Genomic DNA, 24,361 nt, shown 5'->3' with positions numbered 1-24,361 from the left:
ACATGAAAATATTAGGTATATACGGTGGACAAGATGCCAACGGGCTGACGGCGAGTTTGGTTAAGGTCGTTTTATCCGGTGTGGCTGCGCCTGCCACCACTGAATTTGTTGATTTAAATCAATACCAGATTCGGCCGGACGTTTCTGATCAGGCCAATCCGATACTGGACGAACTTGAAGCCAAGCTAAAAAGCGCCGATGTGTGGGTTTTAGGCACCCCAACCTACTTCGGTACGGTCGCCGGTCAGTTCAAGCAATTGCTTGACTGCATGCGTCACCGGATGACACGCATGACCAAAGAAGGCGATACGCTTCCCGGCATTTTCAAGGACAAGCATTATGTCAGTGTGACCAGCTGTTTTGCCACTGCTTTGGACAACACGTTTACGCATCAAACCGACGCGACTTTGGTGGCGATTGACAAGGCAATGACGGCGGCTGGTGTCCATAAGATTGCCGAATTGGTGCTCCCGCATACTTGGGGCATGACGACCTTACCGGAAGCCAAAATCAATCAGGCGCACGCACTGGGCACGAAACTCGCGACTTTTAAAAAGAAGGATGATGAGACTTTGAAACGTTACATATTATTATTTGGCATGATTGCGATCATGGCCTTGGCCACCATGGGCATTCAGCAAGTTTTACCGGGAGTGGCGACTAATTTCTGGTGGCGCTATGTCAGTTTTGTCGTGATCTTCTTCGTCCTACTCGCTTGTTTGCTGCATTATGCGACCTTCATGCGTCACAAGCGGCGTTAATCAGCACAGCCACGATTATGTACAAAAATAACCTCAGGGAGATCATGTTCGTCTCTCTGAGGCTATTTTTTTAATCGCATCCAGTTAAACTTTAACCTGCAACACAATCACGATTCATAAGAAAACTAAATTGCAACGTTGCCACTGAACTGGCTGTTGTACAAGTCCGCATAGAAGCCATTCTTCGCCATCAATTCGTCGTGGTTGCCGGTTTCAACAATCGAGCCGTGATTCATCACGATGATATTGTCGGCGTCACGAATGGTCGATAGCCGGTGGGCAACAACGAAACTGGTTCGGTCGGTCAGCAAGCGATTCATCGCGTGTTGAATATGAATTTCGGTTCGCGTATCGACAGAACTCGTCGCCTCGTCCAAAATCAGAATTTCCGGATCTGCGACAAATGCCCGGGCAATCGTCAGCAACTGCCGCTGCCCTTGGGAAATGTTGGAGGCTTCTTCATTCAGAATCGTATTGTACCCATCCGGCAACTGGCGCACAAAATTATCAACATGCGCTGCTTTGGCTGCGGCAAGCACTTCATCATCCGTGGCATCTTCGCGACCGTATTTCAGATTATCCCAAATCGTGCCGGTAAACAGCCAGGTATCCTGAAGCACCATGGCAAAATGCGACCGAACATCTTCCCGTTTCATGTCACGGGTATCCGTCCCATTCAGCCGGATTGAACCGCCGCTGATATCGTAGAAGCGTTCCAGCAAGTTGATAATGGTCGTTTTCCCAGCACCGGTTGGCCCGACAATCGCCACCATCTGCCCAGGCTTCACTTGCAGATTATAATCTTTCAGTAACAGCGTATCCGGCGTATAGCCAAACTGGACATGATCCATGACCAATTTGTTCGGATCATTCGGCACTGCCGGCACACCGGACGGATTGTCTTGCATATCGTCTTCGTCCAACACGGCGAAAATCCGTTCTGCACTGGCAATGGTCGACTGAATCGTATTCGCCAAATTAGCCAGTTGTGAGATTGGCTGGGAGAACTGTTGCATATATTGCAAGAAGGCTTGAACATTCCCCAAGGTGATGGTCCCGTTGGAAACTTCGATCCCGCCCATGATCGCCACAAAAACGTAACCAATGTTATTAAGGAAAATCATCAAAGGCATGATGATCCCGGAAACAAACTGAGCCTTCCATGCTGCGTCGTAAAACGCCTGGTTTTGGCCTTCAAAGTCGCGAACCTCATCATCTTCACGGTTGAAACTCTTAATAATGACCTGGCCGCCGTAAGTCTCTTCAACTTGGTTGTTCAATAACCCCAGTGCCTTTTGCTGAGCAGCAAAGAAGCGCTGTGACTTCGGAGCAACGATGCCGACAACAATTAACCCAAGCGGGATCGTCACCAGTGCGATCAAGGTCAGTTTCCAGGAAATGGTGAGCATCATCCAGATGGTTCCGACAAACATAACGGCACTCGTGACCATTTGCGTGAGGCTCTGTTGCAAAGTCGATGCGATATTATCCATATCGTTGATCGCCCGTGACATAATGTCCCCATTGCTGTGGGTATCATAATACTTGATCGGAACAGTTTTCATCTTGTATTTCAGATCTTTTCGCAGCTGGTAAACCGTGTTCTGCGAAATTCGCGTCATGATGAACTGCTGCAAGAAGCTGAATAAGGCGCTGCCCAGATAAAGGATCAACACGATCAGAATAATGTGCTTGATCTTGTCAAAATCGATCGGGTAACTGCCGACCGCTATCCCGGCTTTTTGCTCCGCCTGGCCCTTCATGACACCTTTAAAGATTTCGGTCGTTGCTTCACCTAAAATCTTCGGCGTACGAATCTGAAAAACCGTTGAGGCAATGGCTAGAACCAGCACGGCGATAATACCGATCAGGCGGTTACGCATATACCCAAATAGCCGCCCGGTCGTTTTCCAGAAGTTTTTCGGCTTTTCAACGAGACCGGCTCGACCACCTGGCCTCATTCGTGGACCGGATGATGGCCGCTTGGTTGCGGATTTTTGATTGTCTGCCATTATTTCTCGTCTCCTTCCCGAATCTGTGACTTGATAATTTCCTGATAAGTTGGGTTGGAGGCTTTCAACTCAGCGTGAGTGCCTTTGCCGACCATTTTGCCTTCATCCAAGACAACAATCGTGTCAGCATCGGCAACCGTAGAAACTCGCTGGCCAACAATCACAACGACTTTGGTTTGAATTTTTTTATCGGCTTTCAAAGCTGCTCGTAAATTGGCATCGGTTTTGAAGTCCAAGGCTGAAAACGAATCATCAAAGACGTAGATCGAAGCATCCTTCACCAAAGCACGCGCGATGGCCAAACGTTGACGCTGGCCACCGGAGAAGTTACCGCCGCCTTGTTCCACCTGGTAATCCAGACCTTCAGGATTGCTTTCGATGAAATCACGTGCTTGGGCAATATCTAATGCGTGCCAAATATCATCATCTGTCGCGTTTTCATTCCCGTATTTCATGTTGTCACGAACGGTTCCGGTAAACAGATTGGCTTTTTGCGGTACAAACGCGACTGCTTCATGCAGCTTCTTCAAGTCGACGTTTTTAACATCTTCGCCATCGACTCGGACCGCCCCTTTTTCAGCATCGTAAAAGCGCGGGATGAGATTGACCATCGTGGTTTTACCGCTCCCGGTACCGCCGATAATCGCCATCGTCTGGCCACCTTTAACATGAACGTCGATATCGCGCAACGCTGGTTCTTCAGCGTGATGATAACGAAACTGAACATGATCAAATGCCAAGTCAGGGTTAGCGGTATCCAAGGTTTTCGGTGATGCCGGTGTGGTGATCCGACTTTCCTGGGCCAAAACGTCATTCAGACGAGCCGCTGAAGCCTGCGCCCGGGGAATGAAAACAAAGATCATGGACAGCATCATGAAGCTCATCAGAATCTGCATCGCATAAGTCATAAACGCGATCAGGTTCCCGGTTTCCAGTGCCTGCTGGGCAATTAAATTACCGCCCCACCAAGTAATCCCGATATTCGTACCGCTCATGATCAGCGTCATCACAGGGAAAACTGCTGCAATAATCGAGAAGACTTTGACCGCATTATGCGTATAGTCCTGGTTGACGCCTTCAAACCGATTTTGTTCAAAATCATCCTGCCGAAAAGCCCGAATAACCCGCACACCGGTGAGTCCTTCCCGGAACACCAGGTTGATATTATCGGTTTTCTTCTGCATGGCCTTAAACAATGGCACCGCAAAATACATGATGATCAGCAAGAAAAACGCCAACAGCGGTAAGCTAATCAGGAAAACCATGGTCAGGGTGTGACTCTTTTGGTAGGCAAGGAAACTAGCACCAATTAACATAATCGGCGCCATAATCATCATCCGCAAGATTATCATCCAAACGTTTTGAATCTGTGTCACGTCATTGGTCGTTCGCGTAATCAGTGAGCTCGTCCCAACCTTATCCATTTCATCATGGGAATAGTTAATGACTTTGCGATAAATGTCCGACCGTAACTTTTGGCCCAGCTTTTGCGATGTGCGCGACGCCAAAAAAACGTTCCCCACACTAGCGAGAATGCTGAGTAAAGCAAACAAAATCATTTTCATACCGGTTGCCCAGATGTAATCAATATCACCTTTGGCAACCCCGTTGTTAACGATATCGGCCGTCAGATTCGGCAAATATAAATTGCTCATCACCTGAACAATCATGAACAAAATAGCGCCAATAACGGCTATGCCAGACATGCGCTTTTTTGCAAGTTTAAGCATAATTTCCTCCTAACAGATGCTTTTCGGACCCATACAGGCAGTCCGGTGTTGTGCGCGGCCTAATGATGTTTCTTATCACGGGCAACGCCAAATTGCAACCAGTCAAGAAGCTGATCGCTGCGTCGTTTGAGTTCAGCGACCGTAATCGGCTTACCTTCAGCCTGGTTTGAATAATAATAGGCGATCGTCTGCATGAACATACCGACAATCTGACGAATCAGTAAACTGACCTCATCATCTGTCTGAATACGAAGCCGACTGCGATCAATGCTAGTCAATAAGAAATCATGGATTTCTTGATGACCATGATGCGGCTTTAGAAACGGCGCCTTAGATCCGGCCATTTTGGCGGCGCTATGAAAATCCATGTGTAAAAAAACGTTCCGATACAAAGCCGCATGCGGCCCATGTGCCAGTGCCGTGATGGTTTTGCCGAAAAATTCCGACATGGCAGGAAACAGATCGCCGTGATGCTTCGTCATGACCTGTTGCAAAGTCAAAACGGTCCGTTGCCGCACGGTTTCCAATAAATAAAAATACAGATCCGCCTTGTCATCGAAATATTGATAGTAACTACCGCGCGGAATGCCGGCATGCTTAATAATATTACTAATACTGGTTTCATTAAATGGGGCGCGGGCAAATTCTTGATACGCCGCGTCCATTAACCGCTGTTGTTTTGCTTCCGGCAAGCGGAAGAATGTTGCTTTCGGCATGGCGACCCCCTTTCTGCTCCGAGTCCCTTAGCCCGGCTGGCTGCTGCTCGGTTATGACAATCCGTCATATGACAAGGTGTCATTATAGACGGAGCCGCGCAAAAAAGCAATCAAAAAACGATAATTTCAGTCAAAGGTCCGAAATTACCGTTTCGCCTTACATTTTAAATCAGACCGGAATCAAAATCGTCCAGCAAACTTGACGTCATTTCGCTTCATTTTTAGCGGCATCATCAGTTTCCGGCTCATCATGGCGCAAGGCCAAAATGTCCTGTTCTCGCGTCAGATTCACGCCACGGACGCGCATTTTCTGATTCACAATATCAATTCGCGTCACGCTGGTATTTTTCAACAAGCTGAATGGCAGCTTATCAGGTGCCAGCTGATAAATCAAAGCACTTAAAAGCAAGCCGTGCGAGACGACCAAAATATCGCTGTCATCCGGGCTCTGCGCATCCACCTGCTCAAAGGCTTGGCGGGCGCGCGCTAACAAATCGGGGAAATCTTCCGCTTGATGCGTCGGATCGGCGTTGCGAATTGACCGGACTAATCCCGGAAAACGTTTTGATCCGACCCAAGCCCGCCACGCCGTTGTCAGCCCATAACGGCGAATCGTCCGGGCCATAATGGCATTGCCTGGATCACCTTCTAAACCACCAAAATAATATTCGCGCAAGGCGGACAACGCCACTAACGGCAGCTTAGGTTCATGCCCGGCAAGAATCCGTTTGGCCGTTTCCAGTGTCCGCGTTCGATCACTCGAAAAGGCTTTGGCAAACGGCACCGGCTGCAATAACTCACCCAATCGATCGGCTGCATCTTGCCCTTTTGCAGTCAAATTGGCATTCGTAATCCCTTGTAGTAGCCGCGCCGCGTTCATCGACGTTTCACCATGTCTGACTAAATATAGCCTTTTGGTCATTTTTCGATACTCCTATAAATCGCGCCAATGTTCTCTCAAGACAATTCGCCGCCAGATATTTCGCCAGTTTGAAAATAGACCGGCTCACGTGCTATCTTCATCCATGGTATCATGAAATCCGTAAGCATCTTTGAATGGAGGCCTTTTTTTGATTGACGCAGCCATCATGATCCTGGCATATGCCCACGACCATCCGCAAAGCTATCACGTCCGCCAAGTCCCGTATCAAAACGTCGCCAGCATTTTACTCGACGACCGCGTGATCTTTCCTAGTCAACAACTCTTCTTTCCGCCGAATCGGTTACGGGTCATCCGGTTGCCGGAACACTTTTCCTTCAATAACCCCGAGCTTAGTGCTTGGCTATTGAGTCTACTACCTGAATTAGGCGAAGACGTTGAAACCCCGTCTACTAACCAGATGTGGATGACCACCAGCCATCTGACAAAGGCTAAGCGCCTGCTGATCGAGGTATCATTTGAATAGCGCCGTCAAAGCCGTCTTTACCCGCGGATTACGCGCGGTGTTGATGGCTTTCTTCTTATTCATCGCCAGAGCGTTTCTAACCTGGCCATGGTTAGCGTTTATGATTGCGGCTTTTTTAATCTATGCCTGCATTTGCTTTGCTTATGCCGGCTTTTTGGCGTGGACGCAGCGGCTTTGATAAAAGTGAGTATATCCGCGGCTTGCAACATCACCATGACGTGCTCACCGGCTCCTAACAGCATTTTCAGGAGCATGAAGCTTGTCTCAATCATGTCTCAATTTCCTGAAATAAATCCTTGTTTACGGTAAACGAAAAAAACAGAAACCTTTTTATCAAGGCTTCTGCTCTTATCGATAAGCTATTGTCGTATCCAGGATTGGGTAGATAGGGATCGAACCTATGATTATGGATTCAGAGTCCACTGCGTTACCACTTCGCTACTACCCAGTAACTTAACAACGAATAATATCTTAAAAAAGATTTGCGCGGTTGTCAACGACTTTTTTTACGGAGGTGCAAAAAAATTGATTCTGTCGTAAACTGTTACCAATACTTAAGAAGTGAGGCGCAAGAATGAAAATTGAATCTGCATGCTCTTCGATTCTGGTTGGTAAGAAGGCCAGTATCGACGGTTCAACGATGATCGCTCGTAACGATGATACGTTTAGTCCCTTGACACCGCAACGTTTCTATATGCACGCTGGATGGAAAGGCGAAAAATCATTACACGTCAAGTCACCGCTTAATGGGTTTGAGGCGGACTTGCCGGAAAATGGTTATCGCTATAATGCCGTTCCTAATGTTGAAAATGATAAGCTCGGCGACTACGAAGAAAGTGGTATCAACGAGCGCAATGTCGCGATGTCCGCAACCGAAAGTACTTACGGTAATGAACGGGCGTTGGGCTTCGATCCGCTTGTCAAAGACGGTCTTGATGAAGATCTGATCGTTAACATGGTGCTGCCATTCATCGAATCCGCGCGCCATGGCGTTGAATACCTCGGCCAGCTGATCAAACAATACGGTTCGCCCGCAGGTAATTCTGTCCTGTTCTCTGACAAAGACAGTGTCTGGTACATGGAAATCGTCACCGGCCATCACTGGGTCGCTCAGCGTATCCCTGACGACGCTTATGCCATTGCGGCCAATCAAGTTGCCATTCAGCAGGTTGACTTCGAAGACACCGACAATTTTGCCTGGAGCGAAGGCATTCAGGAATTTGTTGAAGACCATCATCTCAATACCGACAAAGAAGGTTGGAACTTCCGCCACATTTTCGGCACGATGAATGAAAAAGATCGCCACTATAACACGCCGCGGGTTTGGTACGGTCACAAGCTGCTCAATCCGGAAATCGCGGCAGATCCTGAATCAGCTGACTTACCGTTTATCATGCGGACCGACCATCTGATCACTCGCGAAGATATTGCCCAGATTCTTGGCAGTCATTACAACGAGACGCCTTTTGATCCTTATGGCCACGGTGCGGATGCCGACCGCTTCCGCTATCGTCCGATCGGCTTAAACCGCACCCAAAATTCCCACATCCTGCAACTGCGTAGTGACGTTCAGGAAGGCTTGGCTGCTATCATGTGGCTGGCAATCGGCATGCCGACCTTCAGTCCATATGTACCGTTCTACTGCAACGCCAATGACACGGATCCTAGCTATTCGAAAACGCCGAAAACCTTCGATCTCGACGCTGACTCCGCGTACTGGCTGCATCGCCTGCTCGATGTCCTGGTAGAGGCGCATTATACCCAATTCATTCAGGCTGATCGCGATTATCTGACAGCTCTCAATCGCGATTATCGCGAAATGCTTCAATCCTTTGACGAAGGCGCCAAAGAGCTTGGTGCCAAGGAATTAACGCAGTATCTAACCGAGGCCAACTATAAAATCGTTGCCCACACCAAGGCAGCGACTAAGGCTTTAATTAACGATTATGTCATGGAAAGTCTGAAGTTATCGAAGCTCACCTTTAACATGGATAAGAACCTTTAATCACGTTTTTTAAGCCAAAAAAGGTACCACGCATTCAATGATTTTTGAATCCGTCAATTAGAAAACATCCTTGCTGTTTTGTGAGCGAGGATGTTTTTTTATCGTTTCATATTGGCTATTTTCTCTGTTAGTGCAAAAACGCTACTTTTCGTAAAAACGCAATTGACCCCATGCCAAGGCTTGACGTACCATGACATTATTGCGTTATTGCCAAATTCGGCAGTGGCCATAATTAATCAGGTAAGGAGGCAATGTTGATGGCGCACAAAATCAGGTTACGCTGGCTGCTTACAGGAGCACTGTTAAGTAGCATCGGGATGAGTTTCATCTGGCCACCAACCAGTATTTATCTACATAATCGTCTGGGGATCTCGTTAACGATCATCGGGATTGTCTTGTTACTGAACTCACTGGGTAGCGTCATCGGCAGCATTGTTGGCGGACGTCTATACGATCAAGGGGATCCATACCGGTTAACCCTGTTCGGCGTCGGTCTCACCGGACTTGTACTCATTGGCCTGACTTTTTGGCACGGGTGGCCTGCCTATTGCATTTGGCTAACCTTACTCGGTATCGGATCCGGTTGGAACATTACCATGGTCAACTCACTGGGAACCAGTTTACGTTCAAAAGACGGCCGCTACGTTTTTACCATGTTATATTTCGCCCAAAATGTCGGCGTTGTGATCGGAACGGCTTTGGTCGGATTTGTCTATGATATCAGCGTAACCTTACTGTTTTTAATCGCTGTCATTTTATATTCATTATTCTTCACAGTCGTGCTCACAAAGTTTCGGCCAGCTGCAAAAATACCCCAGGCCCAGCCAAAAGAAGTTACCGCAACAGCAGAGAAGCCATCTTTACCAGCCGCAAACAAATTGATGCTGACGACTTTCTTCTTTGCGCTATTGGTTTTTTGGTTGATGTACCAGCAATGGTCTTCAAACTTATCGGTTTACATGACAAGCCTCGGCATTCCACTGCGCAACTACAGCTTCTTATGGACGCTCAACGCTGCGCTAATTGTGTTCATTCAACTCTTTTTGAATTGGTTCAATGAACACGTGAATGGGATTCGCATTATCTACCAAATCCTGTTTGGCCTGGTGATGGTCGCCATATCCTTCCTCATCCTCATCACTGCGCGAACATATAGCTTCTTCGTCATCGCCATGATCGCGCTAACCACCGGTGAAGCCACCGCCTCCCCTGCGATTCCCGCCTTGGTCAATGATCTGACGCCGCGCGCTATCAAAGGCCGTTATCAAGGCTTCGTAAACTCCTGGGGATCCGTTGGCCGTGCACTCGGACCGCTTTTTGGTGGCCTTGTCATCGACTGGCTCAGCTACCGCAGTCTCTTCATCATCGCAGCCATCGGCGTCTTCACTCTAGTCGCTATTCTCCTCTTCATCTGGCTAAAAACTCGCCACGACTTGGCTCGCTATCAGTAAGGTTCTAATTTTCAGTACCGACCACAAAAAAAGCCCCCATCCGCACCATTGGCAGTTAAGTTCATGCCAACGACGGATGGGGTTTTATTATGCGGCTTTGTTTGTCGCTTTTAAATTATGAATGGCTTGTTCAATCGTTCGACCAGTTCCAAAATGATTCTGGTCATGCGCATCAATCGCCACAAACAACTGGTTTTTAGTATCGAGTTGAATTCGATATTGCATGATGCCGTCGCCTCCATTTTCAATCGTTTGGTTCTGCATATTATGCGAGAACCCTACATTGTCTATGATAGAACAGTTGTCAAGGGGTAGAGAGTTGTCGAAAAAAGTCAAAAATTCGTACCATCAATCACTGTCTTTCACCATGCTGGTTAGTCAAAGCAGATTAACGTCGGCAATAGTCTCGAGGTCAATTCCAGATAATTACTACCAAGTTTTACGATCGTCAACATACACTGGTGATTTTCCTACCCGCGTCCGCAGGCATCTCTTTAAAAATTCAAGATATCAATTTGCACAAATAGAGCATTTTTCATCGATTTTGTTTAATCTGCCATTTTCACTGATCGTCAAGCTTTTTTCTGTCCATTAGCTCACGAACTGCTGCTTGATATCACGCGTCAGCTATTTTCCGCAAATTTTCGAGAACCAAAGTGCTTTTATTTTTTGCCAAAGCAATGTAAAATTTTTCGCGCGTTTCAAAATCAAGTTAGCCACTTTTATTACAAATTTGGGACAATAAAAAACATCAAGAACAGATATCCTGTATCATTGAAGTTCCAACACAAACAATGAAAGAGGTATTGTCCTGATGCATGAACAGGATATCACACGTCGTCAACCAGGTCATCATTTGTCTCAAATGGAACGCGGTAGAATTGCAGAACTTTACGCCACCGGCACCTCCAAACGCGAAATTGCTGCCAAAATTGGCGTCTGCCATCAAACCATCAATAATGAGATTGACCGAGGGACTGTCAAGCAGGCTAAGCGCATTAATGGCAAACTGATCTATCATACGGAATATAGTCCTGAAGCTGCTCAGACGCGCTATGAGACCGCACGTCTGAATTGTCATAGGCCGGATAAATTCGCCGCTACAAGCCACTTCCTGGCCTGGTACGTTAATCAGGCCAAGACTGAACACTGGTCGCCTGATGCAGCCGTTGGCGCCGCACGGCGAGCCAAGCTATTCACCCCTGAGGAGATGGTGTGCACAACCACTTTATATCGCTACATCGATGATCAACGCTTAGAAATTCGGAACATCGATCTCGTGGAGAAGGCAAATCGGCGGACCAAGCAACACAAGAGCACTAAGCATAAGCGCCTAGCCGGCCGCAGTATTGAGGAGCGTCCTAAGGCTGTCGAACGCCGCAAGCAGTTCGGACATTGGGAGATGGATACCGTTGTCGGGAAACGCAATGGCCGTGAGAGCGTCATCCTTAGCCTGATTGAGCGGAAGACTCGTTGCCAACTTCTCCGACTGATCGACGGCCGAGACTCGGACTCTGTGGAGTTTGCGTTACGAGAAATCAAGCTTGAGTGGGGTGACTGTCTGCGCACGATTACCGCAGACAATGGCCCGGAGTTCTCGACTCTGGATAAGGCCTTTGAGGACACAGATACAGACATCTTCTACGCGCATTCATACACCTCATGCGATCGCGGCTCCAACGAGGCCCACAATCGCATGATTAGACGTGACTACCCAAAAGGCGAGTCGCTGGATGATGTTAGTCCCAGCCAGGTGCTGGCTACCCAAGACCGTCTTAACGGGCTTCCCCGGAGAAAGCTAGACTACCGTGGCCCCCAGGAGTGTTTTGAGACCGAAGTGCGCCGGACTCGGCGTTCAGCACAACACGTAAGCTAAACAATGAACCACTCATAAGATAACAGGCTGTTCTTGGGAGTGTCTCAACACCCCGGCTAACTTGTTCTTGCAATTTGGGTGTAAAATTTTTCTGGATACACTAATCATAAATTGGGAGAGTAAATATTGAAAAAAATTACAGAAGCAACAATCGAACAAATAGCTAAAGTACTTGGAAGGGAATTAACAGGTTCTGAAATAACATCAATGCTCGAAAATCTTTCTCTCTACGATTTTGACAATGATCGCCGAGTATCAAACCCAAATTTAACGAATACCACAAAATGGCGTCGCATCAATGAATCAATTATCGCAAAAATCCATGATGTATATGGCAATCACGCTCCGCTTTGGAATGTTATCCAATACGTCGCCAACCCCGCTCGATACATAAAGCAACCAGGTCAGTGGCGAAATCTCCGCCAGTCAATTAACGAAATACTAATCTTTAATAGTTATGAGTTAGGTGATGATGGTCTTATAAACCAAGTCAGTGCAGCAAACACTATGACCGAAGCGCTAGAACGGACTCAATCATTATCAAATAGATTGACCCCATTAAAGCTTGACAGAAGAGTGATGATGTTCTGCCGTGAAGAACTTTTAAGAGAGGATTATTTCCACGCAATCTTTGAAGCAAGCAAAGGATTAATGTCCCGAATTCAATCTCTTTCTGGTCTTCAGCTAGATGGCACCCCCCTCATCGAAAAATCGTTTTCTCTCCGAGCCCCAATTCTTTTTCTTCGTAACAATCGGCTTCAAACCGCTGATGAACGGGACATGTACTTTGCAATTTCAGCCTTATTGAAAACAATCGTGTACATGTATAGAAATCCTCAAGCGCACCATCCGAAACTCTATGATGAAAAGAATATCGATGATGCCGTTTCTGCCTTTGTCATGATCTCTAAAGCTCACCGCATCTTAGACAATGTAATGGACGTTCGAGGGTGGGACGAGTAATATAATAGTTCAGATCCGACCTTTGCCCCCAAAGCAAAAACCCTCAAAACACCGTTATAAAGGCATTTTGAGGGTTCCGTTTTATCTGGTTGATTCTATTTCTCACCCGTACGGGATTCGAACCCGTGTTTCCGCGCTGAGAACGCGGCGTCTTAACCCCTTGACCAACGGGCAATGAGTGGCGCTTTATCGTACCCAAACTATTCTACAGGAAACCTTGAAAAAGTCAACTGTATTTTGGCCAATACAAAGCCATTTTGTCGACCGCAAGCGATATTGTCTTAAGTAAGCAGTTAGCCAAAGTGTCACAAAAACTGTAACCTCTTAGAAGATACATCTAGGAGGAATCACATGAAGAAGGTTGTCTTAACAATGAAAGAAGAAGAACGTTACCGAGTCATCAAAGCAGTGGTCAATGGTAAGACCTCCGTGCAACGCGCAGCCGTTAAGCTCAAGCGCTCCGAACGAACCATCTACCGACTGATCAAGCTTTACAAGCAACAAGGCAAAGACGGCTTTATCCATGGTAATGCCGGCCGTGAGCCTGCCAACAAACGCAACGCGCAACTCGAACGCCAGATCATTCATCTGTACACCAACAAGTATGCCGGTTTCAACATCGCTCATTTCCACGAGTTCTTAACCACTGCCGAACAAATCGCCATCTCCGAATCCTCACTCCGGCTCTTATTCAGACACCACCACATCCTTTCACCCAAAGCCCACAAGGCCACGAAACGTCGGGTCAAGCGTGAGTTAAAAGAGAAAGAAAAGAAGGCCAAGCTCCTATCCAAACGTGATGAAGCCACCTTGTCAGCCATCGAGGTCGTTGAAAACATCAAAGCCCATCCAGAACGTCCTCGGAAACATTATTCTGGTGAACAGGTACAAATGGATGCTTCCTGGGAGTATTGGTTTGGTACTCAAAAAACCACCTTACACGCAGCCATTGATGATCAGTCCGGGAACGTTGTCGGCGGCTACTTTGCCAAACAAGAAACACTCAGCGGCTATTATCATGTGTTTGCCCAAGTCCTTCGCGATTATGGCGCTCCAGCAGAATTCCTAACGGATCGGCGCACCGTGTTTAACAGCAACAAAAAAGAGGGCTCACCTTCGACCGAGAACCCTCTTACACGTTTCGGTTATGCCTGCCAGACACTTGGAACAGAACTTTCGGCCACCAGTATTCCGCAAGCCAAAGGCCGTATAGAACGTCTTCTGGAGACTTTTCAAGATCGGCTCACAAGTGAACTGCGGTTGCATAACATCACCACAATCGCAGATGCCAATCGGTTTTTGGTCGGCTTTATCAAGCGTTACAATGACCGCTTCGCATCTACCATCAAAAGTAGCATGTCGGTGTTTGAGAAGCAACTAACACCCAAGGAAATTGACAATATTTTGATCATTGCCAATGAACGCAGCATCGGCCACGGACATTGTGTTCGCTTTGATAACAAACGCTATCTGCCACACCGGAATGGCGAATTGGTTTACTTACCACCGCATACAAAGGTCTTAGTCATCAGAAGCTTCACGGGCAGACTTTATATGACCACTGATGATGACCAGGTGTACGATCTTTTCTGTGTGCCAAAAGAACAGTTCATGTCAGCCAAATTCGATCTTACGCCAGCTGCGGCACCAACTCCTAAACGAACCAAGAAAATCCCGGCAATTACGCATCCGTGGCGCCGCACCAACTATCGCGATTACCTTGATTCTCTTGGCATTAACAGGACAAGGGTTAAACAGTTGGTCGCCGAACGATATCCATACAAGAATTCACAAGCGATTCAAGTCTAATCAGGATCATCTCGCGTCCAGTTTTCGGACGCATGTTTTATGGAATTTACTGTCAAAGTCGAAAATCGCTTGACACTGTATTTGGCCAATACAAAACCATCTGTCGACCGCAAGCGATCCCCTCATAGCCTGGCATACTGTCCGCGCCGCACCTTGCAAACCAATGGCAGCACTTGCACAACTAATACAGTTTCTTTTGGGCCACTTGATACGCTTTAAAAGCACCAATCGTCATATCCCGATCATGCTGACTCAACGAAAGCATCTTCCCTTTCAGCCCATCGTTAATGAAGTCATAGATGGCTGCATCCCTGAAACCGATCGCAGCAGCGTCATCCGCCGCGTTGCCATAATAAACCTGTTTGATATTGGCCCAGATGATCGCACTAAGGCACATTGGACACGGCATCGCCGAAGTATAAAGCTCGCAACCGGACAGATCATGAGTTCCCGGCGCTTGCCCGGCTTTTCTGATGGCAGTAATTTCACCGTGTGCAGTCGGATCGTGATCGACCAAAACCTGATTATGAGCGCGACTCACGATCTTCCCGTCCTTGACGATGACGCAACCAAAAGGACCGCCATCTGATCCATTAACATTGACACGCGCTTCTTCATCGGCAATTTCCATAAACGATTTTTGATACATATATCTTGGTCCTCCATGACAAACTAAGCAGAGTGGTCACCTGCTAGTTGGCGCTATTTTAAATAGTCTCTCAACTAGCAATCCATGAAAATAGCGATCATTCTTGAATCTGATTAACCAGATCCGCGACAACAGCATGTGCCAGCTGACTGGTCGCAGGTGATACCGGATTCTTGCTGTCTGGATCGGCGACAGCCTGTACGAAGGCTTGAACAATTGAAGCGAAGCCACGTGTCTCCAGCATTGGCTGCCAATTCGGCGCAAATGTTTGTGACGCACCGCCACGTCCATAAACAACCAGCTGATCTAAATTCTGCACTCTTTGGACGCCACTCGGAGACGCAACTTGCGCTTCTTCAAGGTTGGTGCCGGCCTGCAAATCAATACCGGCCTCACCACGAATGCCAGGCGCGGTGAAGGTCACGCTTGCCTGTTGAAGTTGACCATCTGAAGTTGTATGCAACGCATATCGCGTGTTGGGTTTTTCAGGATAACCCGCCAACATTAGCGCTGTGTCCACTGGATGAATGAAGAGATCCCACAAGGCATGTTTTGTGTCATCAAGTGCGTCAATCCTGTTCTTGTCGACGCGCACACCGGTCTTATCTGCCACCTGGGCCAGATCCTGAATCATTGGGGCAAACCGACGATTAAACCCGACCGTCAACATCACGTGCTGGGATTCGGCCAAGTCATAAAGTTCATTAACTTGTCCCATATCGGTTGCTAGTGGCTTATCGACAAAGACATGCACGCCCTTTTCCAAAAAGTGCTTGACATATTGATAGTGAGTTTCTGTTGGCGTGTGAATCATGACCGCATCAAGCTGCTTTGCGTCTAACGCTTCCAGCGAATTCCCCGCCGCAGCCAGCCCATATTGCTTTGACAGTTGTTGTAATTTATCTTCATCGCGGGTGCTCAACAGCCACTGCACTTGATCTTGCATTTGTGCATAAACCGGTAAATATGCTTTTTGGGCAATTGAGCCCAAGCCCATGACACCAATCGTTAACATAACTTCACCTGTTCTTTCATTGATATGGATACTCTCACACTAGCACAGGCCTCTTCAAGGGTAAAGATAAGCATTTATTAGGATTTTTATATTGGCTATCTTCTAAGTTTTCTGTATAACCCTCATAATGTCTTTAGACTTTTTAATCATACAGCTCTGAAATACGATTGTCCGCGCGAAAGTCAGCATGCAGAAGCCTCTGTCGCAATGGTCGAGCTCTCCTCCAGACCGACTTATAACCGCGCTCAGTCACGCACTCTGTTCCGGGCAAACTTGAAAATTTTTGATATTTGGCTTACGGTTATTATGTAAACTAAATTAAACATTAGGTCTTCGCAGAATCTTTTCATTAAACGGGTACTGCTGCTGTAAAAACAACAGTGGCATCAGGCCTCTTTTTTCTACCCATTTTTCTGCTTGTGGCCTACATGCTCAGTATGCCAATTGATAGGAGGAACGGCTGTGAAACCTGCAAAAACTAAATTTAATGATGCCCCTGATGGCAGCATTCATCAGTATAATCAGATACTTAAATATTTCAATGACCGGCCGATCAGACTAAGCCGCGTGGTAATCGAATAACGTTTGTCTCAACCGGAATCATCGGTTATGATGGCGGCCAAACAACCATGTTGCACTTAGGCACGCTTCTGGCCGACGCGGGTTATGACGTTTATTACCTCAGCTATGTCCCGCAAAGCCAAGACGAAATGATTCAAAACGCCGAATTTAATTACCCTGGCTATAAAGGCACATGCTTGCCTATGGGCGAACTCGAATCGCACCAATCTGACATCTGGATCGCTACTTTATGGGAATCGGTTTACATCATTAAAAACAAACCCGGCTACAAGATGTACTTTGTCCAGGACTACGAACCGTATTTTTACCCTTACGGCGACCGCTACCAGATGGCCCGACGTACTTACAGTCTTGGCTTGCACATGGTGACGCTTGGGCCTTGGTGCGCCCATATGATCACAACGCATTGCCAAGTCAACAGTCCAATTGACGTCATCAATTTCCCAGTCGATGTTGCTCGATACCCATTTAAAGAACGCGACACCGCTCCATATCCAAAAAAACAGCAAATTAAGTTGGCTATTTACACCAAATGGAGCAGTCCACGTCGAGCACCTGTCACAATTCAAATTGTCCTCGAAAATTGCCGCCACCTTTTGCGAGCTAAGGGTATTGACCTCAAAATCAATTATTTCGGAACTGGCCGTAGCAAACGCTTTATTAATGGTGAGAATCTCGGAAAACTCACGCCACCAGAGCTCAATCAGCTTTATCACGAAGCCGATTTTGGCATTGCAACTTCGATGACTAATTTCTCCTTGGTTCCTTACGAAATGATGAGCGCCGGTCTTCCCTTGATTGATTTCAAAGAAGGTACTGGCAGTTACTTCTTGAAAGACAATACCTACTTCTCTTGTCATCTTGACGAGCGTGATCTTGCCAAAACGCTTCAGGCAGCATGTGCACATCCTGATATGATCACGCAGCACATTGAAAAAGCCCAAGCCTATCTGAAAACCATCAGCTGGGAACGCACCGAAAAAGATATGTTAGCGATTATCGCCAATCTTTATGCCAATGTTGACGTTGTAAAGTCATAAATTGAATCCGACGCAGTCATAAGTCAAAAATTAAGTCCGACGCTTGCCGTTGGGCTTTTTTTCTGGGAAAATAAACTTTAGAAATAAGTTCATACGAATATTTTTTAATCGCAATATTCGTACAATTGTCACTAGGGAATTTGGAGGAGAAAAATGTCAACACTGGGCAATTTATTTGTCATGCTCGGACTGATTGGTACAGTCTGGGGCACGATTCGTTTGGTGCGGCAACGCAAGCATCCATTAACGAAACGTTTCAACCTTATTATATTGATCGGCGGCATTGTGCTCATGTTTGTGGGCAGTCCGATGGTCGACACAAAACCATCAACAGCTTCATCAGCGCAAACAACCACCAAGAAACTGACTGCAAAGCAGAAAAGTCTTTTAAAATCGGAAAAAGCACGTGGCAAGGTTTTGTTAGCAGCCAAGGCTAAGAAGTCTTCAGAATTAAAGGCACTGAAGAAGGAACAAACCAAGCTGGAAGACCAGCTTGACGCCCGTGCCTCATCATCACGAGCCGTTGAAGAATCAGCATCTTCGGCAGCTTCAGAATCAGCGTCCCGGGAAGCATCAGCCAGTAAAGTCGCCGCGTCATCTGCACAGGCAGCTTCTTCATCTCAAGCTGCCGCAGCCGCTGCGGCAGCTAAACAGCAGGCAGAAGAAGCAAAGAAATCTGCAGCACAACAGCAGCAACAGCAGCAACAACAGGCTGCCACAACTCAGCAACAGGCGCCTACCAATCAAGGCGATATGAATACAGGCGATCAGGGAACGATTGTCGGCAATAGCCGTAGCAAGATCTATCATGTTCCCGGCCAGGCGGGATATCGTATGAATTCTGCTAATGCCGTTTATTTCAACACTGAAGCCGAAGCACAAGCGGCAGGTTATCGAAAGGCGCTGCGATGATGAAAAGAAAGATAATGAAATACCTCACCTCCTTAGTTGTTCTGGGTGTCCTGTTAGTCGGCTGCAGTTCTGAAAGCAGCTCAAAATCAGCCAAAACAGTGGTCGATCCGGTGGCCAGCCAGACCAAGCTTAACAAGAAAACCGCGTCAGCTATCAGCAGCCTTGACGATGCGATCACTGACAAACATGAACAGGTCAGCAAGCTCAAAACAGCCCTAAATAAGCAGGAACCAGAAGCAAAAGCATCGGAGGCCCCGAGTAGTTCTCCGGATACCAGAAACTTAGCTAACCTTGACTACACCGGCCAACAAGAAATAACCGTCAACAACAATGACCCCGCTTTTAACAAAAGTGACCTTTCCACAGCAAAGGATGCCTGGGCAACTTACAGCGATTTAGACAGCCAAAATCGCGTCACCGATGCGAATGCACTTTTGAATAAATCGCTGATGCCCTCAGCCAAACGGGAACCCCTCACCTGGAATCCAACCGGCTGGCACAACAAAAAGACAGCACACGGATGGCTCTATAATCGTAGCCATCTGATCGGTTACCAGCTGACTGGCGAAAATAACAATCCTAAGAACCTGATGACGGGAACCCAAACACTTAACAGTCCACTCATGTTAGCCCATGAGATGGATATCGCCTACTACCTTAAACAAAACAGCCAGCATTACGTACGTTATGAAGTCAAGCCAATCTTCCGCGGCAATGAGCTCGTTGCCCGTGGCGTCCAAATGCGGGCGCAAAGCGTTGGCGATGACACAGTTCGATTCAACGTTTATATCTTCAATGTTGAGCCGGGTTACACCATCAATTACGCAGATGGTACCAGTACCAAAAATTAAAACACAAGAATTCTTTACTGAAAGCCGTTAGACGACATTTGTCGGCACGGCTTTTTTCTTCGGCCATTTACAATTGTTGAAGTGGGTTCGTTCGTGATGTTCCAAATCACTTTTGGCACAGCCCCATCATTCAGCTATGATCTCACCCGCTTGCAACAATTATGACGCGGTAAATTGCTAGTAATCGGGTATAATGAAATTATGTTAAGGCGTCTTTTTAAACGCCTTTGTCAATACATTACGCCACAACAAACCCAAACCCCTTAGGAGGATTCAAATGAAAGTCATTAATGTCACGCTAAAGGTAAAACCGGAACTGACGGACAAGTATCGTCACTTCATCAGTCTGCTGGTCGAAGGATCACGTGCCGAGGCTGGCAATCTTAGCTACGATCACTTCCAAAGCCTCACCGACCCCAACAAATATGAAATCATCGAGCATTGGCAAGACGCCGCAGCTGTCGAACTACATAACCAAACGGCGCATTTTCAAAAGTTTCTGGCGGGGATTGACGACTTTTTGGCGGAACCGCTTGAGATTGTGCGGATGGATTATGCGGAGTAATTGATATTTGGGCGAAAGATACGAGTAGTTTATCGTTTTGCAAGCGAACTTTAACGTTACATGTTTCTCGCGCATTTTAGAATCAAGTTAGCCACTGTCTCAAAATTTTTTGGACAATAAAAAACATCAAGAACAGATATCCTGTATCATTGAAGTTCCTACACAAACAATGGAAGAGGATATTGTCTTGATGCAGAAACAGGATAGCACACACCGCCAAAAAGGTCAGCACTTAACATCACTCGAGCGCGGAAAAGTGGCCGGATTCCACCAAGCTGGGAAGTCCAATCGTTGGATTGCTGCTGAAATTGGCGTCTGCCCGCAGACCATTAATAATGAAATCAAGCGAGGTACAGTAGATCAGGTCAAGAAGAGTAATGGCAAGCGCGTCTACCATCGACAATACCTGCCAGAGGCTGCTCAGGCACGTTACGAGACTGCACGCTTGAGCTGCCATCGTCCTGACAAGTTCGCCAGCGTACAGGTCTTCTTAGCCTGGTACGTACAGCGAGCTAAGCAGGACAAATGGTCGCCGGATGCTTCAATCGGCTATGCCAAGCGACACAAGCTGTTTACTCCTGAAGAGCTTGTTTGTGCCTCGACTTTGTACCAGTACATTGACGACCAACGCCTAGAGATTCGAAATATCGACCTGTTGGAGAAGACTAAGCGGAAGACCTCTCACCAGCACCACACCAAGGCTAAGCGCCTGGCTGGTTGAATGGGTTGATACCATTCAGGTAGCCGGAGATTGAAACGGCTGCTTCAAAGAAGTAGATCAGATAGCCCAAGGTGTAGGCATCTTGTTTAGGAATGGAGACGGTCATAACCGGTACGCCGCCATCGGTGTGTGCCAAAACAACACCTTCATAGGCTTTGCGGTTGACAAAGGACATCTTCTTGCCAGCGAGATAGCCAAGGCCGTCAAGGTTCTGGGCGTCGTCTGGAATGGTCAGATCGCGGTTAGGTTCTTCAACCCAAACAACGGTTTCCATTAAGTTGCGCAAGCCTTCTTGGATGTACTGGCCGAGACTGTGAAGGTCGGTACTGAAGTTGGCGCTTGAAGGATATATCCCCTTTTGGTCTTTACCTTCAGATTCACCCATCAATTGTTTCCACCATTCGCCAAGGTACTGAAGCGTTGGTTCGTAGTTTTCCAGCAATTCGGTGGTGTAGCCTTTGCGATACAGGATGTTCCGCAAAGCGGCGTATTGATAAGCTTCGTTTTCTTTCAGATCAGCTGATGCATAGGCTTTGCGACCATCGCCGAGTCCGCGCATCATTTCATCGATATCGCCGCCAGCTACGGCAATTGGTAACAGACCCACCGCAGACATGACGGAGAAGCGGCCGCCAACATCATCCGGCACAACGAATTCTTCGTAGCCTTCAGCGTCAGCTTCTTGCTTCAAAGCACCCTTGGCCCGATCGGTTGTGGCGTAGATCCGTTCCTTGGCGCCTTCTTTGCCATACTTTTCAATTAACTTGGCCTTCAAAATGCGGAAAGCAATTGAAGGTTCGGTTGTCGTACCGGACTTGCTGATGACATTGATCGAGAAGTCGCGATCACCAATGATGTCGAGCAAGTCAGCCAGATAAGTACCGGAAATTGAGTTACCGGCAAAATAAACCTCTGGAAACTTCAAATCAGGATCAAGGTTGCGGAAGGTCTGGGAAAGAAAATCAACGGCCATCCGTGCGCCTAAATAAGAACCGCCAATCCCGATCGCAACGAAGACCTGTGAGTTGCCCTGAATCTTCTTGGCTGCTGCCTTGATCCGGGCAAACTCATCTTTATCATAATTAACCGGCAAATCAAGAAAACCGCGGAAATCCTTACCAGCACCGGTTCCTTCACGCAATTCCTTGTCAGCTGCAGTTACCAACGGCTGCATCTGTTCAAGCTCATTGGCATGAACGAACTTGTCCAGCTTAGATGAATCAAATTTGATGTATGACATCGTGTGCGTTCCTCCTCTAAATACGTCAATTGCCGCCAAAACTTTTGCTTTGACCGCCATCATAAAAAGATTGCGGTACCGCTTCCAAACAAAATTTTCACCAACAAAGGGCGCTGTTCAAATTCACACTCTAACAAGTTAACTTTAAAATTGAATTTGTAAAAAAGCAAGCAATCCGGCAACTTCTCATCAGATTACTTTGCTTTCATGATGCCCAGCACAACGCCGCCGAGAATGACGAGTGCCGAACCCCAGCTGACCCAGACCATTTCCTTGTGCGTCTTACGTTCGCCGAGTAAGTAAATGGAGCCAAATGTCGAAATCACGATCCCCATTTGTGAAAGCGAGTAAGAAACTGCCAACCCGACTTTCGCCATGGATAAGAGCATGAACACATTCCCGGTGCCCCAAAGCAACCCGGTCAAAATATTTTTGACAGTTGCCTTAGCAAAAGGCTGATGGCCAATGCTCATCAATAAAGCACCAATGATCATCCCCAGAGACTGCGGCATGACCACCGCCAGTGCCCCTAATTGCCCCGCATTGACGATGATGGTGTATCCGGCATACCCAGCTGTGGAAATCAGCAAGGTCCGGATGCCTTTGGACACGCCAGACGCAGAAGTGACATCATCGTTTTGTTCGCGTCGTGACGTTAACGTGGCACCAATAATCAGCAATGCCAACGCCAAAATGCCAAGCGTTACATCCCTGCCATTATGCCATTCGTGAAACAAAAGGGCACCGGCCAGTGTAGTCGCAATGAGTTGCATGCCGGTGGAGATGGGCATGGTCATCGAGACACCCATATACTTCATTGATTGAAACTGCTGGCCTTGGCCCAACGCCCAAAAAAGCCCGGAAATAATACCAAGCAGCCAGGTTTTGCTATCTAGCGCCGGGTGCATGACGAGCAAGGTTCCAACGCCGAAAACCAGCGCGCCAAACGTCATTCCCAAAGTTTGCTGATACGCATTGCCTCCAAGTTTTCCACTGACCAAACCAATGGAGCCCCAGGCAAACATCGGGATCAGCGCAAGTAAAATTACCATAACGCGCCTCTTTCTATATATCGTATGGTTAAGCTAAAAATAGAATACAGGCTAGTATTCTATCGGTTTTCCAGTAGCAAAACAACCAAAAAATCAGTTAGAAAACTAAGAGAACTTTTGGTTTAATCGATACTCGGCACGCAAAAATCTTTTCGACACCGGTTAGCGATGTAGATGCCACATGTGGTAAAAAACGTAACCCAGGATGGCGCCAATCAAATTAAAAATCACGTCGTCAATATCGGCCACCCCGCTGATCAGCAAGAATTGCAGCGTTTCAATGCTCAGGGATGTCACCAATCCGATTCCGATGGCAGAACCCAGTCGTCGCCGATGTGTACTGATCCAAGGCACGCCAAACCCTAATGGCATAAACCAGGCAATGTTCCCCAGTGATTGGTACCATAGATCAAAATGACTCGCCGCTTGCCGCAACTTCAATGTTTCAACAAGTGGCTGTAAGTTAATCACTGAAAGCGGTCGATCCCAATTAAACGTCAACTGCCATGGGTAATAAACATCACGGAAAACTGTCAACGCAAACAGTAAGATTAGATAGCCCACAAACAGGCCCAGTTTAAGCTCATGGCCAAATGATGTGCGCCGGTGAGTCGTTAGCAGCCAGAAGCACCGTAATGCCGCAAATATTAATAGGTAAAGGATCGTTTTGTCCAAACTATAAACCACCAGCCGCACCAAAGGAAAATGGTTGACGCGGCTTAATGATGTGCTGTTAATCCAATTGTAAAATGGCCCCAGAAAAAGCATCACGTTACCTCCAGTAGTCATTGTAGCAAACCACTTACCGGATACCCACCGTACATCTGGATTTCACTAACTTTTAAAGACTCCATAAGAATCGGCCAGTCTTGACTGAATTTGACTCAGTTGCGGTATGCTGTTTCGGTGCGGAAGTGTTGGCTGAAAAAATCAAAACGCATTCACCAGCCCAGAAACCTGCGTGTAAGGACCTTGGGCGTAATGGCCTAAACCCGGGCCATCACG

Annotated in this window: 20 protein-coding genes, 2 tRNA genes and 3 pseudogenes; 13 read left to right on the top strand and 12 right to left on the bottom strand. The window is 47.2% G+C overall.

What is annotated here, in order from left to right; all coding sequences use genetic code 11:
* The first annotated feature begins 2 nt into the window (after positions 1-2).
* Complete coding sequence (locus tag LBCZ_RS05365; protein ID WP_025012645.1) at positions 3-761, top strand: flavodoxin family protein; 759 nt, start codon at positions 3-5, stop codon at positions 759-761.
* A 125-nt stretch (positions 762-886) separates the two neighbouring features.
* Here the strand turns inward: LBCZ_RS05365 and LBCZ_RS05360 are convergent, their stop codons facing one another.
* From LBCZ_RS05360 to LBCZ_RS05345, 4 genes are all read right to left on the bottom strand, one after another.
* Positions 887-2,773: an ABC transporter ATP-binding protein gene (locus tag LBCZ_RS05360; protein WP_025012646.1), complete on the bottom strand. Its 1,887-nt coding sequence runs from the start codon at positions 2,771-2,773 to the stop codon at positions 887-889.
* A complete protein-coding gene (locus LBCZ_RS05355; protein WP_025012647.1) occupies positions 2,773-4,503 on the bottom strand; it encodes an ABC transporter ATP-binding protein in 1,731 nt (576 codons plus the stop codon). Before LBCZ_RS05355 ends, LBCZ_RS05360 begins: the two co-directional genes overlap by 1 nt.
* Positions 4,504-4,562: 59 nt before the next feature.
* On the bottom strand, positions 4,563-5,219 hold the full coding sequence (locus tag LBCZ_RS05350; RefSeq protein ID WP_025012648.1) for a TetR/AcrR family transcriptional regulator: 657 nt from the start codon (positions 5,217-5,219) through the stop codon (positions 4,563-4,565).
* A 205-nt stretch (positions 5,220-5,424) separates the two neighbouring features.
* The gene (locus LBCZ_RS05345) at positions 5,425-6,141 is read right to left on the bottom strand and encodes a histidine phosphatase family protein (protein WP_039638909.1); all 717 of its coding nucleotides are present in this window, start codon (positions 6,139-6,141) and stop codon (positions 5,425-5,427) included.
* Positions 6,142-6,289: 148 nt separating this feature from the next.
* Between LBCZ_RS05345 and LBCZ_RS05340 the strand changes: the two genes are divergently transcribed.
* Together LBCZ_RS05340 and LBCZ_RS05335 are read left to right on the top strand one after the other, a co-directional pair.
* Positions 6,290-6,625 (top strand): hypothetical protein, encoded by a 336-nt coding sequence (locus tag LBCZ_RS05340; protein WP_025012650.1) that lies wholly within the window; start codon positions 6,290-6,292, stop codon positions 6,623-6,625.
* On the top strand, positions 6,618-6,803 hold the full coding sequence (locus LBCZ_RS05335; protein WP_010488926.1) for a hypothetical protein: 186 nt from the start codon (positions 6,618-6,620) through the stop codon (positions 6,801-6,803). Before LBCZ_RS05340 ends, LBCZ_RS05335 begins: the two co-directional genes overlap by 8 nt.
* 199 nt (positions 6,804-7,002) lie before the next feature.
* Here the strand turns inward: LBCZ_RS05335 and LBCZ_RS05330 are convergent.
* Positions 7,003-7,073: transfer RNA gene (locus LBCZ_RS05330), tRNA-Gln, on the bottom strand.
* A gap of 126 nt (positions 7,074-7,199) precedes the next feature.
* Between LBCZ_RS05330 and LBCZ_RS05325 the strand changes: the two genes are divergently transcribed.
* On the top strand, positions 7,200-8,630 hold the full coding sequence (locus tag LBCZ_RS05325; RefSeq protein ID WP_025012651.1) for a C69 family dipeptidase: 1,431 nt from the start codon (positions 7,200-7,202) through the stop codon (positions 8,628-8,630).
* 257 nt (positions 8,631-8,887) lie between these two features.
* Positions 8,888-10,081 carry an MDR family MFS transporter gene (locus LBCZ_RS05320; protein WP_025012652.1) on the top strand — a complete coding sequence of 398 codons (1,194 nt, stop codon included), beginning with the start codon at positions 8,888-8,890 and terminating at the stop codon, positions 10,079-10,081.
* An 87-nt stretch (positions 10,082-10,168) separates the two neighbouring features.
* On the opposite strand, the gene LBCZ_RS16080 is transcribed toward LBCZ_RS05320, so the two are convergent.
* Positions 10,169-10,306, bottom strand: coding sequence for a hypothetical protein (locus tag LBCZ_RS16080; protein ID WP_010488931.1), 138 nt, complete (start codon positions 10,304-10,306; stop codon positions 10,169-10,171).
* 589 nt (positions 10,307-10,895) lie between these two features.
* On the opposite strand from LBCZ_RS16080, the gene LBCZ_RS05310 reads away from it, so the two are divergent.
* Both LBCZ_RS05310 and LBCZ_RS05305 read left to right on the top strand, forming a co-directional pair.
* Complete coding sequence (locus LBCZ_RS05310) at positions 10,896-11,957, top strand: IS30 family transposase (RefSeq protein WP_039638870.1); 1,062 nt, start codon at positions 10,896-10,898, stop codon at positions 11,955-11,957.
* 126 nt (positions 11,958-12,083) lie between these two features.
* Complete coding sequence (locus LBCZ_RS05305; RefSeq protein WP_052253339.1) at positions 12,084-12,920, top strand: TIGR02391 family protein; 837 nt, start codon at positions 12,084-12,086, stop codon at positions 12,918-12,920.
* A 102-nt stretch (positions 12,921-13,022) separates the two neighbouring features.
* On the opposite strand, the gene LBCZ_RS05300 is transcribed toward LBCZ_RS05305, so the two are convergent.
* A tRNA-Glu gene (locus LBCZ_RS05300) sits at positions 13,023-13,094 on the bottom strand.
* Between the two features lie 177 nt (positions 13,095-13,271).
* On the opposite strand from LBCZ_RS05300, the gene LBCZ_RS05295 reads away from it, so the two are divergent.
* Entirely contained in the window at positions 13,272-14,729 is a 1,458-nt protein-coding gene (locus LBCZ_RS05295; RefSeq protein WP_041084716.1) for an ISNCY family transposase, read from the top strand.
* A 181-nt stretch (positions 14,730-14,910) separates the two neighbouring features.
* Here the strand turns inward: LBCZ_RS05295 and LBCZ_RS05290 are convergent, their stop codons facing one another.
* Entirely contained in the window at positions 14,911-15,378 is a 468-nt protein-coding gene (locus LBCZ_RS05290; protein WP_025013888.1) for a nucleoside deaminase, read from the bottom strand.
* A 97-nt stretch (positions 15,379-15,475) separates the two neighbouring features.
* Positions 15,476-16,393: a Gfo/Idh/MocA family protein gene (locus LBCZ_RS05285; RefSeq protein ID WP_025013889.1), complete on the bottom strand. Its 918-nt coding sequence runs from the start codon at positions 16,391-16,393 to the stop codon at positions 15,476-15,478.
* 462 nt (positions 16,394-16,855) lie between these two features.
* Between LBCZ_RS05285 and LBCZ_RS05280 the strand changes: the two are divergent.
* The 5 genes and pseudogenes from LBCZ_RS05280 to LBCZ_RS05260 form a co-directional block, all read left to right on the top strand.
* Positions 16,856-18,015, top strand: a pseudogene (locus LBCZ_RS05280) (glycosyltransferase family protein).
* A 153-nt stretch (positions 18,016-18,168) separates the two neighbouring features.
* Positions 18,169-18,927: a sunset domain-containing protein gene (locus tag LBCZ_RS05275; protein WP_025013890.1), complete on the top strand. Its 759-nt coding sequence runs from the start codon at positions 18,169-18,171 to the stop codon at positions 18,925-18,927.
* Positions 18,927-19,778 (top strand): DNA/RNA non-specific endonuclease, encoded by an 852-nt coding sequence (locus LBCZ_RS05270; RefSeq protein WP_080769645.1) that lies wholly within the window; start codon positions 18,927-18,929, stop codon positions 19,776-19,778. Before LBCZ_RS05275 ends, LBCZ_RS05270 begins: the two co-directional genes overlap by 1 nt.
* 277 nt (positions 19,779-20,055) lie before the next feature.
* Positions 20,056-20,343 (top strand): putative quinol monooxygenase, encoded by a 288-nt coding sequence (locus LBCZ_RS05265; protein WP_010488944.1) that lies wholly within the window; start codon positions 20,056-20,058, stop codon positions 20,341-20,343.
* A gap of 190 nt (positions 20,344-20,533) precedes the next feature.
* Positions 20,534-21,061 (top strand): annotated as a pseudogene (locus LBCZ_RS05260) (transposase); the annotation flags it as partial.
* On the opposite strand, the pseudogene LBCZ_RS05255 reads toward LBCZ_RS05260, so the two are convergent.
* The 3 genes and pseudogenes from LBCZ_RS05255 to LBCZ_RS05245 all read right to left on the bottom strand — a co-directional run.
* Positions 21,051-22,304: pseudogene (locus LBCZ_RS05255) on the bottom strand (glucose-6-phosphate isomerase); the annotation flags it as partial. The pseudogenes LBCZ_RS05260 and LBCZ_RS05255 overlap by 11 nt on opposite strands.
* A 194-nt stretch (positions 22,305-22,498) precedes the next feature.
* Positions 22,499-23,356, bottom strand: a complete 858-nt coding sequence (locus LBCZ_RS05250) for a GRP family sugar transporter (protein ID WP_025013160.1) — start codon at positions 23,354-23,356, stop codon at positions 22,499-22,501.
* Between the two features lie 162 nt (positions 23,357-23,518).
* A complete protein-coding gene (locus tag LBCZ_RS05245; protein ID WP_025013161.1) occupies positions 23,519-24,124 on the bottom strand; it encodes a VanZ family protein in 606 nt (201 codons plus the stop codon).
* Positions 24,125-24,361: the final 237 nt, after the last annotated feature.

Source organism: Lacticaseibacillus casei DSM 20011 = JCM 1134 = ATCC 393 (assembly GCF_000829055.1).
Taxonomy (GTDB): Bacteria; Bacillota; Bacilli; order Lactobacillales; family Lactobacillaceae; genus Lacticaseibacillus; species Lacticaseibacillus casei.
This window is presented reverse-complemented; position numbering and strand designations above follow the sequence as displayed.